Source organism: Providencia sp. PROV156 (assembly GCF_028480905.1).
Classification (GTDB): Bacteria; Pseudomonadota; Gammaproteobacteria; order Enterobacterales; family Enterobacteriaceae; genus Providencia; species Providencia hangzhouensis.
Genome location: NZ_JAMPPE010000001.1, coordinates 289,382 through 305,834 on the forward strand (window position 1 = coordinate 289,382; position 16,453 = coordinate 305,834).

The 16,453-nt window shown below is 47.5% G+C and carries 18 protein-coding genes and 2 pseudogenes; 15 read left to right on the plus strand and 5 right to left on the minus strand.

Annotated elements, in window-relative coordinates; all coding sequences use genetic code 11:
- The first annotated feature begins 5 nt into the window (after positions 1 to 5).
- From PSF31_RS01195 to PSF31_RS01215, 5 genes are all read left to right on the plus strand, one after another.
- Positions 6 to 1,325: a cytochrome c gene (locus PSF31_RS01195; RefSeq protein ID WP_096863308.1), complete on the plus strand. Its 1,320-nt coding sequence runs from the start codon at positions 6 to 8 to the stop codon at positions 1,323 to 1,325.
- 396 nt (positions 1,326 to 1,721) lie between these two features.
- Positions 1,722 to 2,195, plus strand: coding sequence for a (2Fe-2S)-binding protein (locus PSF31_RS01200; RefSeq protein ID WP_036958302.1), 474 nt, complete (start codon positions 1,722 to 1,724; stop codon positions 2,193 to 2,195).
- The gene (locus tag PSF31_RS01205) at positions 2,192 to 4,468 is read left to right on the plus strand and encodes a xanthine dehydrogenase family protein molybdopterin-binding subunit (RefSeq protein ID WP_094960921.1); all 2,277 of its coding nucleotides are present in this window, start codon (positions 2,192 to 2,194) and stop codon (positions 4,466 to 4,468) included. The genes PSF31_RS01200 and PSF31_RS01205 overlap by 4 nt, the downstream gene beginning before the upstream one ends.
- A complete protein-coding gene (locus PSF31_RS01210) occupies positions 4,461 to 5,759 on the plus strand; it encodes a c-type cytochrome (protein ID WP_004260716.1) in 1,299 nt (432 codons plus the stop codon). Before PSF31_RS01205 ends, PSF31_RS01210 begins: the two co-directional genes overlap by 8 nt.
- A gap of 561 nt (positions 5,760 to 6,320) precedes the next feature.
- On the plus strand, positions 6,321 to 6,938 hold the full coding sequence (locus tag PSF31_RS01215; protein ID WP_096863309.1) for a Fic/DOC family protein: 618 nt from the start codon (positions 6,321 to 6,323) through the stop codon (positions 6,936 to 6,938).
- Here the strand turns inward: PSF31_RS01215 and PSF31_RS01220 are convergent.
- The 3 genes from PSF31_RS01220 to PSF31_RS01230 form a co-directional block, all read right to left on the minus strand.
- Positions 6,935 to 7,099: a hypothetical protein gene (locus PSF31_RS01220; protein ID WP_164561196.1), complete on the minus strand. Its 165-nt coding sequence runs from the start codon at positions 7,097 to 7,099 to the stop codon at positions 6,935 to 6,937. The two genes, PSF31_RS01215 and PSF31_RS01220, sit on opposite strands and share 4 nt — an antisense overlap.
- A 240-nt stretch (positions 7,100 to 7,339) precedes the next feature.
- The gene (locus tag PSF31_RS01225; protein WP_096863310.1) at positions 7,340 to 8,197 is read right to left on the minus strand and encodes an HNH endonuclease; all 858 of its coding nucleotides are present in this window, start codon (positions 8,195 to 8,197) and stop codon (positions 7,340 to 7,342) included.
- A complete protein-coding gene (locus tag PSF31_RS01230) occupies positions 8,197 to 9,714 on the minus strand; it encodes an AAA family ATPase (protein ID WP_060561155.1) in 1,518 nt (505 codons plus the stop codon). The genes PSF31_RS01225 and PSF31_RS01230 overlap by 1 nt, the downstream gene beginning before the upstream one ends.
- A gap of 380 nt (positions 9,715 to 10,094) precedes the next feature.
- On the opposite strand from PSF31_RS01230, the gene PSF31_RS01235 reads away from it, so the two are divergent.
- Positions 10,095 to 11,405, plus strand: coding sequence for a HEPN/Toprim-associated domain-containing protein (locus PSF31_RS01235; protein ID WP_164561197.1), 1,311 nt, complete (start codon positions 10,095 to 10,097; stop codon positions 11,403 to 11,405).
- On the opposite strand, the gene merR is transcribed toward PSF31_RS01235, so the two are convergent.
- Entirely contained in the window at positions 11,402 to 11,857 is a 456-nt protein-coding gene (gene merR / locus PSF31_RS01240; protein WP_001166628.1) for an Hg(II)-responsive transcriptional regulator, read from the minus strand. The two genes, PSF31_RS01235 and merR, sit on opposite strands and share 4 nt — an antisense overlap.
- 71 nt (positions 11,858 to 11,928) lie before the next feature.
- Between merR and merT the strand changes: the two genes are divergently transcribed.
- The 8 genes and pseudogenes from merT to PSF31_RS01280 all read left to right on the plus strand — a co-directional run.
- Entirely contained in the window at positions 11,929 to 12,294 is a 366-nt protein-coding gene (merT, locus tag PSF31_RS01245; protein WP_001294656.1) for a mercuric ion transporter MerT, read from the plus strand.
- 15 nt (positions 12,295 to 12,309) lie between these two features.
- Positions 12,310 to 12,585: a mercury resistance system periplasmic binding protein MerP gene (gene merP, locus PSF31_RS01250; protein ID WP_000732275.1), complete on the plus strand. Its 276-nt coding sequence runs from the start codon at positions 12,310 to 12,312 to the stop codon at positions 12,583 to 12,585.
- Between the two features lie 27 nt (positions 12,586 to 12,612).
- Positions 12,613 to 13,038, plus strand: a complete 426-nt coding sequence (gene merC, locus PSF31_RS01255) for an organomercurial transporter MerC (RefSeq protein ID WP_000522996.1) — start codon at positions 12,613 to 12,615, stop codon at positions 13,036 to 13,038.
- A 38-nt stretch (positions 13,039 to 13,076) separates the two neighbouring features.
- On the plus strand, positions 13,077 to 14,762 hold the full coding sequence (gene merA / locus PSF31_RS01260) for a mercury(II) reductase (RefSeq protein ID WP_000209296.1): 1,686 nt from the start codon (positions 13,077 to 13,079) through the stop codon (positions 14,760 to 14,762).
- Between the two features lie 17 nt (positions 14,763 to 14,779).
- Complete coding sequence (gene merD / locus PSF31_RS01265) at positions 14,780 to 15,145, plus strand: mercury resistance co-regulator MerD (RefSeq protein WP_164561198.1); 366 nt, start codon at positions 14,780 to 14,782, stop codon at positions 15,143 to 15,145.
- On the plus strand, positions 15,142 to 15,378 hold the full coding sequence (gene merE, locus PSF31_RS01270; RefSeq protein ID WP_001087807.1) for a broad-spectrum mercury transporter MerE: 237 nt from the start codon (positions 15,142 to 15,144) through the stop codon (positions 15,376 to 15,378). The genes merD and merE overlap by 4 nt, the downstream gene beginning before the upstream one ends.
- A gap of 65 nt (positions 15,379 to 15,443) precedes the next feature.
- A complete protein-coding gene (locus PSF31_RS01275; protein ID WP_000993245.1) occupies positions 15,444 to 15,656 on the plus strand; it encodes a DUF3330 domain-containing protein in 213 nt (70 codons plus the stop codon).
- A gap of 32 nt (positions 15,657 to 15,688) precedes the next feature.
- A pseudogene (locus PSF31_RS01280) lies at positions 15,689 to 15,754 on the plus strand (EAL domain-containing protein); the annotation flags it as partial.
- A 139-nt stretch (positions 15,755 to 15,893) separates the two neighbouring features.
- On the opposite strand, the pseudogene PSF31_RS01285 reads toward PSF31_RS01280, so the two are convergent.
- A pseudogene (locus PSF31_RS01285) lies at positions 15,894 to 16,259 on the minus strand (DDE-type integrase/transposase/recombinase); the annotation flags it as partial.
- Between the two features lie 98 nt (positions 16,260 to 16,357).
- On the opposite strand from PSF31_RS01285, the gene PSF31_RS01290 reads away from it, so the two are divergent.
- A partial coding sequence (locus PSF31_RS01290; protein ID WP_223229436.1) for a hypothetical protein occupies positions 16,358 to 16,453 on the plus strand: 96 nt, incomplete at its 3' end.

The following is a 16,453-nucleotide window of genomic DNA, read 5'->3' on the forward strand; positions in this document are numbered from 1 at the left end:
ACATCATGGCTAAATCCAGCTCTCTACGTAAAAGCATTTATATTATTATCTTATTATTCATAATATTAATGCTTGCGATCCTGTTTGGCGCTTTTCGTACCTCCAGTATCGGCCCTGATTTAGATAAACCGCTAACCTCAGAAGAAGTCGCCAAATTATTGCCAAGAGGGCAAGAACTGGCAACCGCTGGGGATTGCTTTGGTTGTCACTCATTACCTGAAGGGCCATTGGCTGCGGGGGGGCGTGCTATCGGAACCCCTTTCGGTACTATTTACTCCACGAATATAACGCCTGATAAACAATTTGGTATTGGTAACTATACCCGCGCTGATTTCCATCGTGCGTTGAAAGACGGAATTGGCAAAGAAAGAGGTAATCTCTACCCTGCGATGCCGTTTGTATTTACCCATATGACCACATCAGAAGATATTGATGCACTATATGCTTATGTGATGTCGCTTCCACCAATAGCCGTGCCAAACAAAGAAAATACAGGTGTCTTTGTCCTACCCGTTCGCCCATTTATGAACTTTTGGACTTTGCTCAATTTTCCTAAACAAAATGCACCCCACGACCCGCAACGTTCTGCCGAATGGAACCGTGGCGCATATATTGTCGAAGGTTTGGCACACTGCGGTGCTTGCCACTCACCACGTAACTTAATGATGGGTGTCGAGTTTTCACGGTCACTTCAAGGGGGTGAAGAAGCGGGTTTAGCGATCCCTGATATCACAGCAGAAGCGCTTTCCAAACATGGCTACGATACCGCCTCTTTGAGCCAATTTTTACTGACGGGCAATGCCCCACAAGGCTCTGCATTTGCAGACATGAGCACAGTGACTCATTTTTCTACTAGTCAGATGAAAAAAAGCGATGTTGATGACATGGCGATTTATTTGATGACCGATAAACAAGGAAAAATACTCGGAGCCAAAGCCCCACCAGCGCCATTACCGGAGGCAAGCTCACCAGAAGTGGGTGATGCCAGTCAAATAATGGAAACTGGTCGCTTGATGTATATGTCTACGTGTGCAGGTTGCCACGGGATCACCGGAGAAGGTGTACCAAATGGCATTCCAGCGTTAAAAGGTAATGCCATCCTAGCCATGGACAGCCCTGAAACCTTTATCAGTGTGGTATTAACCGGTATTCCAACCACCACCTTCCCGAACGGGCAGCGTATGTATGCAATGCCAAGTTTTGCCGATGATTTAACACCACAAGAAATGGCAGATTTAATTTCATGGGCGCGCGCTGAGTGGGGAGGACAAGGTAAACCCGTCACCGCCGAACAAGTTGAAAAACTGAAAAAGGCGGCTCAGTAATCATTCGTCGCTTCTCTTCAAATGACTTATTTATTGAAGGGAAGCGACATTATTATTTTCATTACAATATTTGAGTAAAATCCCCATTAATTTTATTGTTATCTAAAAGCCTATCTTGAGTTAATCCCACAAGCAGAGAAAACGACAGCCCACATTCTAATTATTTGGAATATATCAACTGGATTTCCTTTCACATTACCTCACTCAAACATTCACACAACTCATGGGTATTTTTCAATATTAACCTTTATTAATAAGCACTTACTATATATATAACGAAAATTTAGCTTAGCACATACAGTCACAACTCAAATTAATAACCTATGTTATAGTTAACATACAAATAATAACATTAAATTATCATTTATTATGATTAGCAATGTGAAAGGAAAGTATATGCAACTAAATATCAATGGAAGATGGGTTGAACTAAGTAATATTTCTCCATCAACACCGCTTCTTTACGTATTACGTAATGATTTAAAGCTCAACGGCCCCAAATATGGCTGTGGCTTAGGCGAATGTGGTGCTTGTAGTGTACTTATCGATGGTAAAGTCGTTCGCTCTTGTTCAACACCTATATCGACAGTAGAAAATAGAAAAATTACGACATTAGAAGGTATTAGTGATGCTGATACACTCCATCCTGTGCAACAAGGATTTATTGATGAGCAAGCAGCACAATGTGGTTATTGTACGAATGGCATGATAATGACATTGGTTGCTCTGTTTAAACGTAACCCTAATGCAAGTGAAGAAGAAATAAAAAAAGAGCTCGCTTTTAATTTATGCCGTTGTGGTACCCATGTAGAAATATTAAAAGCAGCTAAAAAAGCTAAAATAATCATCGCACAAGGTGGTAAAGCATGAGTATTTTAGATATCACTCGACGCCGTATGCTGCAAGCTGGTGGGCTCATCGTTGTCAGTAACATGTTGCCTTCTATTTCATTTGCAACAGAAAAAACACCAACCAAGAATGCCGCTATCCCTTTAAATTATGTCGATAGTTTTATTGCTCTTGCTGCAGATGGTTCGGTGACTGCATTTAATGGCCATGTGGATTTAGGTACAGGAATTCGTACCTCGCTCGCACAAATTGTCGCTGATGAAATTGGTGTCTCTTTTGAATCGGTAACAATGATACTTGGGGATCCGCAAAGTACACCAGATCAAGGGCCGACTATCGCCAGTGCGACCATTCAAGTCACTTCTATCCCTTTACGCCATGCCGCAGCTCAAGTTCGTATGAAGCTAACATCTCTTGCTGCAAAAGCGTTAAATGAGCCTGTGGAAGCTGTTCGAGCAGAGCATGGATATGTTTTTGTCACTGCCGAACCTGAACGCCGTTTGAGTTATGCGCAATTGGCGAAAGGACAAGATCTCCATTTTGAATTAGATGAAAACGTAACCTTAAAACCTGTTTCTGAGGCTGTTTATGTCGGAAAGCCGATTCAACGCGTAGATATTCGCGCTAAAGTAACGGGTGAATTGACTTGGGTACATGATATGCGAGTACCCAATATGTTACATGGCAGAGTTATTCGCCCTCCTTATGCAGGTGCAGATAGTAGCGCGCCGCTTGGGAATAGTTTGCTTTCCATTGATGAAAGTTCGATTGCCCACCTGCAAGGCATGGTAAAAGTTGTACGCATTAATGACTTTGTTGGTGTCGTTGCAGAACGAGAAGAACAAGCGATAGACGCTATGCGTCAGTTAAAAGTTCAATGGAAAGAATGGCAAGGATTACCCGATTTAACCCTTGATAAGCTCCATGACACCCTTGATGCATTACCCAGCCAAGATAGGGTATTACGAGATGATGGCGATGTTGACAGCGCCTTAGCAAATTTACATAAAACCGTGAATGCTGACTATGTTTGGCCATACCATTTACACGCATCAATTGGGCCATCTTGCGCTATCGCTGATGTCCGTGCCGATAAAGTAGACGTCTGGTCAGGCACACAAAACCCTCATGACCTACGAAAAGATTTAGCACTACAACTCGATAGAGACCTATATCAAATACATATTCATCGCATGGAAGCATCAGGGTGCTATGGGCGCAACTGTGCTGATGACGTGGCTGCCGATGCTGTTTTACTGTCTCAAGCGACAGGCCGACCTGTGCGAGTGCAATTAATGCGAGAACAAGAAGCGGGTTGGGAGCCCAAAGGCACAGGGCAATTGATTAAAATTCGAGGGGGAGTTGATCAAAATAATGATGTCAGCGCTTACGAACTCAGTACTCGTTATCCATCAAATAACGCCGCTACTTTATCGTTGATTTTAACTGGGAAAAAAGAAAACAAACCAGATATTCAACAGATGGGAGACCGCACTGCTATCCCTCAATATCTATACCCACATATGCGTGTTATTGCTAAAGATACCGCACCTGTTGTTAGGGCATCTTGGATGCGCGGAGTTTCAGCGCTCCCAAATGTATTTGCCCATGAATCTTGGATTGATGAAATTGCTTATTTAGCACAGCAAGACCCTATAGCATACCGCTTGAAATATTTAGATGATCCTCGAGCTATCGCTTTAATTAATGCTGTGAAAAAACAGGCAAATTGGATTGATGGACCAATGCATCAAAAACCATCCCCTGTAACCGAAGAAATTGTGAATGGTCGAGGCTTTGCATGGGCGCGTTATTTTCACAGTAAATTCCCGGGGTTTGGTGCAGCATGGGCAGCTTGGGTTTGTGACTTAACCGTTAATCGTCGTACAGGGCAAGTGCTTATCAAAAAAGTCTATGTCGCTCATGATTGTGGACAAATAGTTAACCCAGATGGCGTTAAACACCAAGTCCATGGAAACATTATTCAATCCTGTAGCCGAGTATTAAAAGAGTTTGCCACCTTTGATAAATCAGGCACAACCTCACTTGAATGGGGGGGATACCCTATTCTACGTTTCGATGAGTTACCTGAAATTGACATTCAATTAATGGAATATCCCAATGAACCCCCTATGGGAGCGGGTGAATCTTCATCGGTACCAAGCGCTGCCGCGGTAGCAAATGCGTTATTTGATGCATTAGGTGTTCGTATGCGGGAAGCTCCGTTTACCCCTGAACGTATTCTGCGAGCAGTAAATATGGCAGCCAAAAACCAAGGAGTGGCTCATGAGTAAAGCAAAAAAACTATTTGGCTACAGTGCGCTTGCTGTCATTATTATTGCGGTGGGGGGACTCGCTCTGAGTTGGCAATCTGCCATTGAGCCATTACACACTAATTCGACACAAAGTTTTACTGATGCTCAAATTGCCCACGGTGAAAAATTAGCGGCACTAGGTGATTGTGCTGTTTGCCATACACGGCCTGGCGGTGAGAAAAATACCGGGGGCTTCGCAATGGAGATCCCCTTTGGCACAATTTACACCACAAATATAACACCGGATATAGAAACAGGAATTGGCAGCTGGTCATATGAAGCGTTTGAACGGGCTATGCGTTATGGTGTTGATCGTGAAGGGAATTATTTATACCCTGCTTTCCCTTATACCGCATTTACTCATACTTCCGACGATGATTTATATGACCTCTATGCATGGTTAATGAGCCAAAAACCCGTTCGTTATCAACCCCCAAAGACATCGTTGAACTTCCCCTTTAATATTCGCCAAGGAATTTGGGCATGGAACCAGCTCTATTTAACCACTGGGTCATTAAAACCAGATAGTTCACAAACTGATGAGTGGAACCGAGGTGCATACCTTACCGAAGGACTCGGCCATTGCAGCGCTTGCCACTCTCCACGTGATATTTTATTTGGCGAAAAAGGCGGAGATAGCCACTTGATGGGCGGAGATGCTGAAGGGTGGAGTGCACCAGCGCTGCGAGGTAACCAATCTTCACCTGTTGCATGGAGCCATCAGGACATGGCGGAGTTTTTGCGTAGCGGGTTCTCAGCTAACCATGGCGTTGCAGCAGGCCCGATGGCGCCTGTCATTAGAGAAGGAACCTCTCAACTAACCGAAGAAGATAGACAAGCTATTGCTACCTATTTGACTTCTGAAGTTGATCATCCGCAAGTCACATCGCAAGCCGTAGCAATCGTACAGCAAACAGAAGATAAAATTGAACCACTCTCTACTGAAGGGGCAAGGTTATATTCAGGGGCTTGTATGGCATGCCACGCCCAAACGAAAGGTGCGCAAATGTCAGGTATACGCCCCGCTTTAGCCTTAAATACAAATCTTTATGCAGATACACCAGATAATGCCATTCGCGTTGTATTAAATGGAATAGAGTATGAGGCAACAGATGGGCTCGGTAGCATGCCTGCTTTTCGTCATAATTTAAGTGATAAGCAAATAGCTGTACTCTTAAATTACCTAAGAACAACGTTTACCGACAAATCGCCATGGCCTGATTTGGAACAACAAGTTAGCCAGCTACGCGCGGAAACAGCAGCTAAATAATCCGTTTTATCTTTAGCGCAAATAACGGTTATATCTATGTCCCCTTATTTGCGCTATTTATTTCTACTCAACAATATTTCAGACCATTTATCACCAAACATGCATTGTCCCTGTGATAATCACGTCATACTATAGAGAATTGCATGGCTAACACGTTTGCCTACTCTCATTTCTTGCGATTTGTGGTATTTTAGTCTCTGAAAATAATCGTCGAATACACTCACAGAATTTAGTTAACTCAATACGTTAAACAGACAACATTATGACTGATAAGCAAAGTTTCGAATCTCACACCCCTATGATGCATGGGTGTGTTAATATTGATATATAACGATATTTATTAATTTTTCAGCAAAACCTACAATTCAACCTACACTTAATTAATCCGTTGATTTATAGGTAGTTATTATTTTATTTAACCTAGCCAGCGCTTATACTCTAAATAATTCGAGGTGCAGCTAGGCGACAAGTGAATGAGTCGCTAGGAGCATACATAAGTATGTGACTAGTGAGAATGAACACAGTCAACAACGCTGCAACTTGAAGTATGACGAGTATAAAATGAATAGATATGATGTATCTAATAGCGAAGGAAAATTTGCTGATGGTTCTGATGAAGAAGTGCTAGCTAATAAGCTAGGGCTTTCAAACGTTGATGATATCAATGATGCAGAGCTTGTCCTGTTAGAAAAACTGTATCAAGTCATTTTTGAAGAACAATTTCCCACTGAGCAAATTACCGTATCACTTATTCAGCGTTGGCACCGCCAATGGTTAGGGAATGTTTACGAGTGGGCTGGTCAGTTACGCACGGTGAATATTAGCAAGGGTGGCTTTATGTTTGCCCCTGCGAGTCGTGTTGCAAAGTTACTTGCTCAATTCGAGAAAGGATATCTAGCGAAATACACGCCCTGCACCAACATGAGCCGAGAACAAGCCATAGAAGCTATTGCCACAGTACATGTGGAATTAATTCTGATACATCCCTTTAGGGAAGGAAATGGGCGCTTATCGCGTTTACTCGCAGATGTGATGGCAGTACAAGCTGGTTTCCAGCCGTTAGACTATGAAAGTTGGACTCAACACCCCGAGCAGTACATTGCAGCAATCCACGCAGGATTAAACCTTAACTATGAACCCATGAAATATTGGGTTAATGAAGCCTTGAAAGAGAGCTAAATCGCGAGTTTCAAATGTCCAAACTTCTCACGTTTCGCTTTTATTTCTTCTTCAAGGCGACGGGACTCCTGCCCTGTTTCAATCGCCGTAGAGGTTGCTACCGAACGAATAAGTTGAGTACGAGTTGGTCTTGTTGCTTGACTTAATTCATTTTTTTTCATGGTAGTCTCACTTCAAACTGACGATAGTGCATTTTATCAGCTTTGTTTTATATGACAATATAGATCACTGTTCTAGTTAAAAATTTTACAGCACAATGTCACTTCATTTCCATCTGCTTTGAGCGAAGAGCGGAACTTCGCAGTTAATCTCGCAGCCAAATAGTTGCATTACTCACATTGCGGCGTGTTAATCAATGGAGAGCAGATCAATTAGAACAGAAATAAAAACTCCAAGCATTACTACAAGTCTGACATAAGAGCCAAACACATAACCCGTTCCCAGTGATTCACAAAAGGCGAATTATTGATTGTTGTTTGAAATATAAGGTCTTTAGCAGCATTTTTATCTCCGGAGAGTAATAGTACTGAGTTATATAGAGCTAAAAGCACAACTAACCTCGCACCAGCTTCTTTCGAGTATCTTAAAGATAAATCAAAATCGTTAAAATGTTTCTCTACTCTTTGTTTATGTGCATTATCCCAATCAGCAGGCGGAGAAACAAAATACTCAATAACTCCGGGCTCATCATTTTTGCCAACCAAGTATCTAGCCGATATCCACTGTTCATCATAATAACGGCTATCGTCTAAATAGGGGTGTATGATCTGTTCTGCTTCATTTCTTGCAAAAGCTTCCCCTTTACCATCCATATTACAATCTCGACAAGCCGGTACAAGATTAACAGGCAATATAGAAAACTGAGGATAGTGAGCTTTAGGCAAATAATGATCTAAATTTCGAGGTCGCCCGATCCCACCACAAAATGGGCATTTTTCATTAGCAGCAGTCATCAAGGCATCATAAATAGTTCGAGCAGGCTTTTTCTTCCCAACAACATAATTTCCATAAAGCTTAACAAAATCAGATTTCTTTAACCGACCTAAAACAATAGGGTCTTCCTCATCTTTGTTTTGCAGTGGTTGTATTGTATAAAGTTCACCAGTTAATGCCGATGCGTTGTATGAAGCTGCCAATGTTTGCAAATCAGTTATTGCTTCATTTACTTTCTGCAACAAGCCTGGATTACCAGTTATGCCTTCGCAGCAGCTAGTCAGCATATCGGCATATGTGTAGGCAGGTTGTTTAAGTTTCAACATCACTTAACGCTCCGCTCTCTGTGTGTGACAAGCGCTTTTAATAGAGCCCGGGCTTCAACACCAAGCTGGTTACGATACTCATCGACTATCTCCTCATATGTTCCACCTGACTTAACTGATTGGACTAATAAATCGTGAAAACCGGATTTAACTACTTCAAGACCAAATACCTCTCTTGTTAAGATTCCTACATTCTCACCAAATGTTTCAATGTCTGGCCTGCGAGATTCGGTTGACAATCTTGAACGATTGATTTTCCAAACACATCGTTTAGGGACCTCTTGAAGTACCACAGGTGAGTGAGTTGCAATAATAGAGACACCATTTCTATCAAGTAGCAAATCAGACAGCGCACGAATAAAAGCAGACAGTAACGGTGGATGAAGATGGCTCTCTGGCTCATCAATTAGCACTAACGTTTTTTCTTCCACCGTTGCGACTAAACGTGTAAGTGTTAATAACACAACCGCATGACCGGAGCTCATTCTTTTTATACGTTTCCGTGCATTACTAACGAGCATCTCACCATCATATCCCGCTAGATTTTTCAGCTCCATGTTTGCAAAATTTTCATCAGACTCCAAAGTATCAATAGCCTGCAGCCATCTTTCTCGCTTAGGAATCTGGCTAAAGCATAGCTTCAAAGCTTGTAGAAAGTCTTCATGAATATCATTTAGCCCTTTCAGCGACTCTCCTTTTTTTTTCAAACCTATATAGAAGTAGCAAGTTCCCTTTGATGGATCAGGTTGTTCACTTGGTGGCTCGAATGGATCGAATGCGCTAAATGACACAGAGACTAAACTACTAAAGTAATCATTATCAATCGGGTCATCACTCCACCCCTCCAGATCATAAAATTTTGCATTCGATGTACCTTTACTGGTAACAGCTTCAATCATTCCGTTTAGAATTGTTGTTTTCCCCACACCATTACGACCTATGATTGCATGAATATTGGTGCTTGGTTTTTCTCCTACTTTCACCTTAAATGATAATTCGATATCGGAAATTTTGCCTTGTGCAGGGCGAATGAACTTAAACTCAAAATTAGTCAGTGGATTCTTTCCCTCAAGCACTCGCGCAAACTGCCCTTTAATAACAGACAAGCTAACATACCGAAGCAAAGACTTTTTAAAGACCTCCTCATCCTTAACAAGATCTATAAGTTCTGGCGCATAAGCTATATCTTTGAGCGCCTCAAGTAATGAAACTTTGATGGATTCTGGTAAATTCGAAATTTCCTGATAATAGTCGACATCCTGACCAACGGAAAAATATCCTTCTGGGAGAATTCTAAACCTGCTCCCTAACGTGGAGTAAGTTGATTTTTCGGTAGTTTGTCCTTGAAAGCCAATCTTGACATTCCCAATATCATGCCGTTCACCTTTCTGATCAAACAGATACATGTAAAACATTGTAGTGAATGAAAAGTCATTCCAACGATCCACATGCAGGTAAGCCGTACTAATGCCTACGTCAGGAATACGCTGCTCTCGGGGTACAATAATGATATCCATATAATTTCCGAAAATCTTTTTTTGTTTAGACTCATCTGGTTATATCAAAAACAATAACAGAAGTGTAAATATATTCTGCTAGAAACTTAAATATACAAGAAAACTCAAAAATTCTTTTTGCGGTTACGCTACTAATTAAAGGAAGTATCGTCAGTAATTTTAATTATTAGTTGAAATAATTTACATATGAACCGCGGTTGGACTTTTGGCATAATAAGATTCTAGCAAAGGCAGCTTCGAGCGAGGAGCAGACGCTACCGGGGTGTGGTCAGTCCGATTTGCTAAAAACAGAGTATAGAAGCCAGTTTAAATCATGGATGCCCAATCGAGATATTGGTAGTATTCCGGTACTACGGAAAATGCCATTCAAAGGTTGAATTATGGGTACTGTGATTTCTCTTGAAGTGTCAGGTATGGAGCTAGTTTCGAGTAAGAACTCGCTGGGTATAGATCATGGAGGCCTGTTTCAAAATGACGATCATCACGTCAACCCACTAGATGAAGATCAAATAGAGGAAGGCGAAGACTACAACACTCCTGATGGCATCCTCTGTCGTACTGTGTTGCGTAAGCCTTTGGGGCAAGTAACTTACCGATTGGAGTTGTTGGGCTACACCCTGGAAAATATACGCTATGAATATGAACTCATGGTTAAAGATGAAATAGAATATCTGGAGGACTTCAATGTATCCCTTCCAGAGTATGCAAAGCCAATTAGTAATATGATGAGTTTTGATGAATTCGTTAATTTTATAAAAAGCGTAAACATTAGCGAGCTAAATGATGATGTTATTAATTTAAAAGATGAGAAAAAAAAGCGTGAACTTATCAGGGGACGATTTAATAATGATGAGTTATTAAACCGAATACCTAAATATGACAATCTCTTTATTAATTCATGGTCTGAAAAATCTTTTTTTGGGACTTTAGTTAGCATACTGCATCCATACTCTGTAATGCGAGTTTTGGCTGAAAATCCAAACAATAAAAATGAATTCGTCACTTGGGATTACGGAGAACTGGTTTCTGCTGGCTATGCGAACATAAAAGATATTCAGGTAGATGCTCGCAGACGTGACAAGTTCCTGATTGCTACCGAGGGAAGCACCGACTCAAACGTCATCAAGTACGCATTGCGACTATTACGCCCTGATATTGCGGATTTTTTTCACTTCATTGATATGAGTGAGGGATACCCGTTCACTGGTTCTGGGAATTTGGTGAAGTTCGCAGCCGGACTCGTTAAAATCGACATTCAAAATTTGATTGTTTTCGTTTTGGACAATGATTGCGAAGGAATTGAGGCGTACAACAAGATCCGTAAACTCGCATTACCTCACAATATCAACTGTATTCATCTTCCTGATCTTCCTGATTTCAATCAATTTCCAGCTATTGGGCCCCATGGTGTTACCCATGAAAACATCAATGGCAGGGCTGTAGCGATTGAATGCTATCTGGATCTAACATTTTCTGAATATGACGAAGCACAAATCCGGTGGTCAAGTTACAAAAAGGAAAGTGATGCTTATCAAGGTGCGCTGGAAAATAAAGACTATTACACGAAAAAATTCATGAAACTAAGACCAGGGAGTAAGGATTTTAGCAAATATGATTTTTCCAAACTCGCTATAGTCTTGGATGAATTAATAAAGGGGTCGTCTCAGAATTCGGAAAATAAAGCACGCTAAGGCGTAGTCACCCCGTGACTCCCCCGCGCCGATGCAGCGAGCTTCGTTCCGTCTTGCAGTGACGCAATCAGCGGGCAGGAAACGTTCCCTTTCCGCGCATGGCAGGCGCACACCAGTTCAGACAGCACGGCCTCCATGCGTGCCAAGTCGGCCATCTTCTCGCGCACATCCTTGAGCTTGTGCTCGGCCAGGCCGCTGGCTTCCTCGCAATGGGTGCCATCCTCCAGCCGCAGTAGCTCGGCGATTTCGTCCAGGCTAAAGCCCAGCCGCTGGGCCGATTTCACGAACCGCACTCGTGTTACATCCGCCTCGCCATAGCGGCGAATGCTGCCATAGGGCTTGTCTGGCTCCGGCAGCAGGCCCTTGCGCTGGTAGAACCGGATGGTCTCCACATTGACCCCGGCCGCCTTGGCAAAAACGCCAATGGTCAGATTCTCAAAATTAATTTGCATATCGCTTGACTCCGTACATAACTACGGAAGTAAGCTTAAGCTATCCAAACCAAATTTGAAAGGACAAGCGTATGTCTGAACCACAAAAGTCTGAACCACAAAACGGGCGCGGCGCGCTCTTCGCCGGTGGGCTGGCCGCCATTCTTGCGTCGGCCTGCTGCCTGGGGCCGCTGGTTTTGATCGCCTTGGGGTTCAGCGGGGCATGGATCGGCAACCTGACGGTGCTGGAACCCTATCGCCCGATCTTCATCGGCGCAGCGCTGGTCGCGCTGTTTTTCGCCTGGCGGCGCATCTACCGCCCGGCGCAAGCCTGCAAACCGGGTGAGGTCTGCGCGATTCCCCAAGTGCGAGCTACTTACAAGCTCATTTTCTGGATCGTGGCCGCGCTGGTCCTGGTCTCGCTCGGATTTCCCTACGTCATGCCATTTTTCTATTAATCACAGGAGTTCATCATGAAAAAACTGTTTGCCGCCCTCGCCCTCGCTGCCGTTGTTGCCCCCGTGTGGGCCGCCACCCAGACCGTCACGCTGTCCGTGCCTGGCATGACCTGCGCCTCTTGCCCGATCACTGTCAAGCACGCGCTTTCCAAGGTTGAGGGCGTGAGCAAGACCGACGTAAGTTTCGACAAGCGCCAGGCCGTCGTCACCTTCGACGATGCCAAGACCAACGTCCAGAAGTTGACCAAGGCGACCGAGGACGCGGGCTATCCGTCCAGCCTCAAACGCTGATCCGTTAACCGAACTCGGGAGCGACACATGGGACTCATCACGCGCATCGCTGGCAAAACCGGCGCGCTCGGCAGCGTCGTTTCCGCGATGGGCTGCGCCGCCTGTTTTCCTGCCATCGCCAGCTTTGGCGCGGCCATCGGACTGGGCTTCTTGAGCCAGTACGAGGGGCTATTCATTGGCATCCTGCTGCCGATGTTCGCCGGCATCGCGTTACTCGCCAATGCTATCGCTTGGCTCAATCATCGACAGTGGCGACGCACGGCGCTCGGCACGATAGGCCCGATCTTGGTGCTGGCAGCGGTGTTTTTAATGCGGGCTTACGGCTGGCAGAGCGGTGGACTGCTCTATGTCGGCCTGGCCTTGATGGTTGGGGTGTCGGTCTGGGATTTCATCTCGCCAGCACATCGCCGCTGCGGGCCGGACAGCTGTGAATTGCCAGAACAACGTGGCTGACGGCAACAGCCGTAGCCACCACAGAAAAGGAAAAATACATGACCACCCTGAAAATCACCGGGATGACCTGCGACTCGTGCGCGGCTCACGTCAAGGAAGCCTTGGAGAAAGTGCCCGGCGTGCAATCGGCGCTGGTGTCCTATCCGAAGGGCACAGCGCAACTCGCCATTGAGGCGGGCACGTCATCGGATGCGCTGACTACCGCCGTGGCCGGACTGGGCTACGAGGCAACGCTTGCCGATGCGCCACCGACGGACAACCGCGCCGGCCTGCTCGACAAGATGCGCGGCTGGATAGGGGCCGCTGATAAGCCCAGTGGCAACGAACGCCCGTTGCAGGTCGTCGTCATTGGTAGCGGTGGAGCCGCGATGGCGGCAGCACTGAAGGCCGTCGAGCAAGGCGCGCAGGTCACGCTGATTGAGCGCGGCACCATCGGCGGCACCTGCGTCAACGTCGGTTGTGTGCCGTCCAAGATCATGATCCGCGCCGCCCACATCGCCCATCTGCGCCGGGAAAGCCCATTCGACGGCGGCATGCCACCCACACCGCCGACGATCTTGCGCGAGCGGCTGCTGGCCCAGCAGCAGGCCCGTGTCGAAGAACTCCGTCATGCCAAGTACGAAGGCATCCTGGACGGCAATTCAGCCATCACCGTTCTGCACGGTGAAGCGCGTTTCAAGGACGACCAGAGCCTTATCGTTAGTTTGAACGAGGGTGGCGAGCGCGTCGTGATGTTCGACCGCTGCCTGGTCGCCACGGGTGCCAGCCCGGCGGTCCCGCCGATTCCGGGCTTGAAAGAGTCACCCTACTGGACTTCCACCGAGGCCCTGGCGAGCGACACCATTCCCGAACGCCTTGCCGTAATCGGCTCGTCGGTGGTGGCGCTGGAGCTGGCGCAAGCCTTTGCCCGGCTGGGCAGCAAGGTCACGGCCCTGGCGCGCAATACCTTGTTCTTCCGTGAAGACCCGGCCATCGGCGAGGCGGTGACAGCCGCTTTCCGTGCCGAAGGCATCGAGGTGCTGGAGCACACGCAAGCCAGCCAGGTCGCCCATATGGACGGTGAATTCGTGCTGACCACCACGCACGGTGAATTGCGCGCCGACAAGCTGCTGGTCGCCACCGGCCGGACACCGAACACGCGCAGCCTGGCATTGGAAGCGGCGGGGGTAGCCGTCAATGCGCAGGGGGCCATCGTCATCGACAAGGGCATGCGCACCAGTAGCCCGAACATCTACGCGGCCGGCGACTGCACCGACCAGCCGCAGTTCGTCTATGTGGCGGCAGCGGCCGGCACTCGTGCGGCGATCAACATGACTGGCGGCGATGCGGCCCTGGACCTGACCGCAATGCCGGCCGTGGTGTTCACCGACCCGCAGGTCGCCACCGTGGGCTACAGCGAGGCGGAAGCACATCACGACGGGATCGAGACCGACAGTCGCCTGCTAACACTGGATAACGTGCCGCGTGCGCTTGCCAACTTCGACACACGCGGCTTCATCAAGCTGGTCATCGAGGAAGGTAGCGGACGGCTCATCGGCGTGCAAGCGGTGGCCCCGGAAGCGGGTGAACTGATCCAGACGGCGGTGCTCGCCATTCGCAACCGTATGACCGTGCAGGAACTGGCCGACCAATTGTTCCCCTACCTGACCATGGTCGAAGGGCTGAAGCTCGCGGCGCAGACCTTCAGCAAGGACGTGAAGCAGCTTTCGTGCTGCGCCGGATGAGGAAAAGGAGGTGTTCAATGAGCGCCTACACAGTGTCCCGGCTGGCCCTTGATGCCGGGGTGAGCGTGCATATCGTGCGCGACTACCTGCTGCGCGGATTGCTACGGCCGGTCGCGTACACCACGGGCGGCTACGGCTTGTTCTATGACACCGCGTTGCAACGGCTGCGCTTTGTACGGGCTGCCTTCGAAGCGGGTATCGGCCTGGACGCACTGGCGCGGCTGTGCCGGGCGCTGGATGCTGCGGACGGTGACGGTGCGTCTGCGCAGCTTGCCGTGTTGCGGCAACTCGTCGAGCGTCGGCGCGAGGCCCTGGCCAGCCTCGAAATGCAACTGGCCGCCATGCCAACCGAACCGGCACAGCACGCGGAGAGTCTGCCATGAACAGCCCAGAGCACTTGCCGTCTGAGACGCACAAACCGATCACCGGCTACTTGTGGGGCGCGCTGGCCGTGCTCACCTGTCCCTGCCATTTGCCGATTCTCGCCATTGTGCTAGCCGGCACGACGGCCGGCGCGTTCATCGGGGAGCACTGGGGTATTGCAGCCCTCACGCTGACCGGCTTGTTTGTCCTGTCTGTGACGCGGCTGCTGCGGGCCTTCAAGGGAAGATCATGACCGCTTCCCAGCCAGCCGAGAGTGGGCAGCTTTGAGCTTCGCTACCAATCTGGAGGAGTACCACCATGAACGCAAACGCCCCGAACACTGCCAGTTGCACCACCTGCTGCGTATGCTGCAAAGAAATTCCGCTCGATGCCGCCTTCACCCCGGAAGGCGCGGAATACGTCGAACATTTCTGCGGGCTGGATTGCTATGAACGCTTCCAGGCACGCGCCAAGGCCGCGACAGAATCTGACATTGCGCCTGTCCCTGGCGGTTCGCAGCCGTCAGATTGAGGCATACCCTAACTTGATGTCAGATGCCATGTGTCATTTTCAGAAGACGACTGCACCAGTTGATTGGGCGTAATGGCTGTTGTGCAGCCAGCTCCTGACAGTTCAATATCAGAAGTGATCTGCACCAATCTCGACTATGCTCAATACTCGTGTGCACCAAAGCGAGGTGAGCATGGCGACGGAGGCTCTGTTGCAAAGATTGGCGGCAGTCAGAGGTAGGCTGTCGCTCTGCGCCGATCAGGCGGCTGCTGCGAAATGGTGGTTGAGCATGCCCATGGCCTCCGTCAGCGCCGAGGGCCCAATGCCAAAAGCTCTCTCCACAAGGCGCACCTCGCCCCTGATGCCGGGCTGCAGGCACCAGGGGCGAGCCTGTCCTTTGCGCAGGGCTCGCATGACTTCGAATCCCTTGATCGTGGCATAGGCCGTGGGGATCGATTTGAAACCGCGCACCGGCTTGATCAGTATCTTGAGCTTTCCGTGATCGGCCTCGATCACGTTATTGAGATACTTCACCTGCCGGTGGGCCGTCTCCCGGTCCAGCTTTCCTTCGCGCTTCAATTCGGTGATCGCTGCACCATAGCTCGGCGCTTTGTCCTGATGAATCCCCTAATGATTTTTATCAAAATCATTAAGTTAAGGTAGATACACATCTTGTCATATGATCAAATGGTTTCGCCAAAAATCAATAATCAGACAACAAAATGTGCGAACTCGATATTTTACACGACTCTCTTTACCAATTCTGCCCCGAATTACACTTAAAACGACTCAACAGCTTAACGTTGGCTTGCCACGCC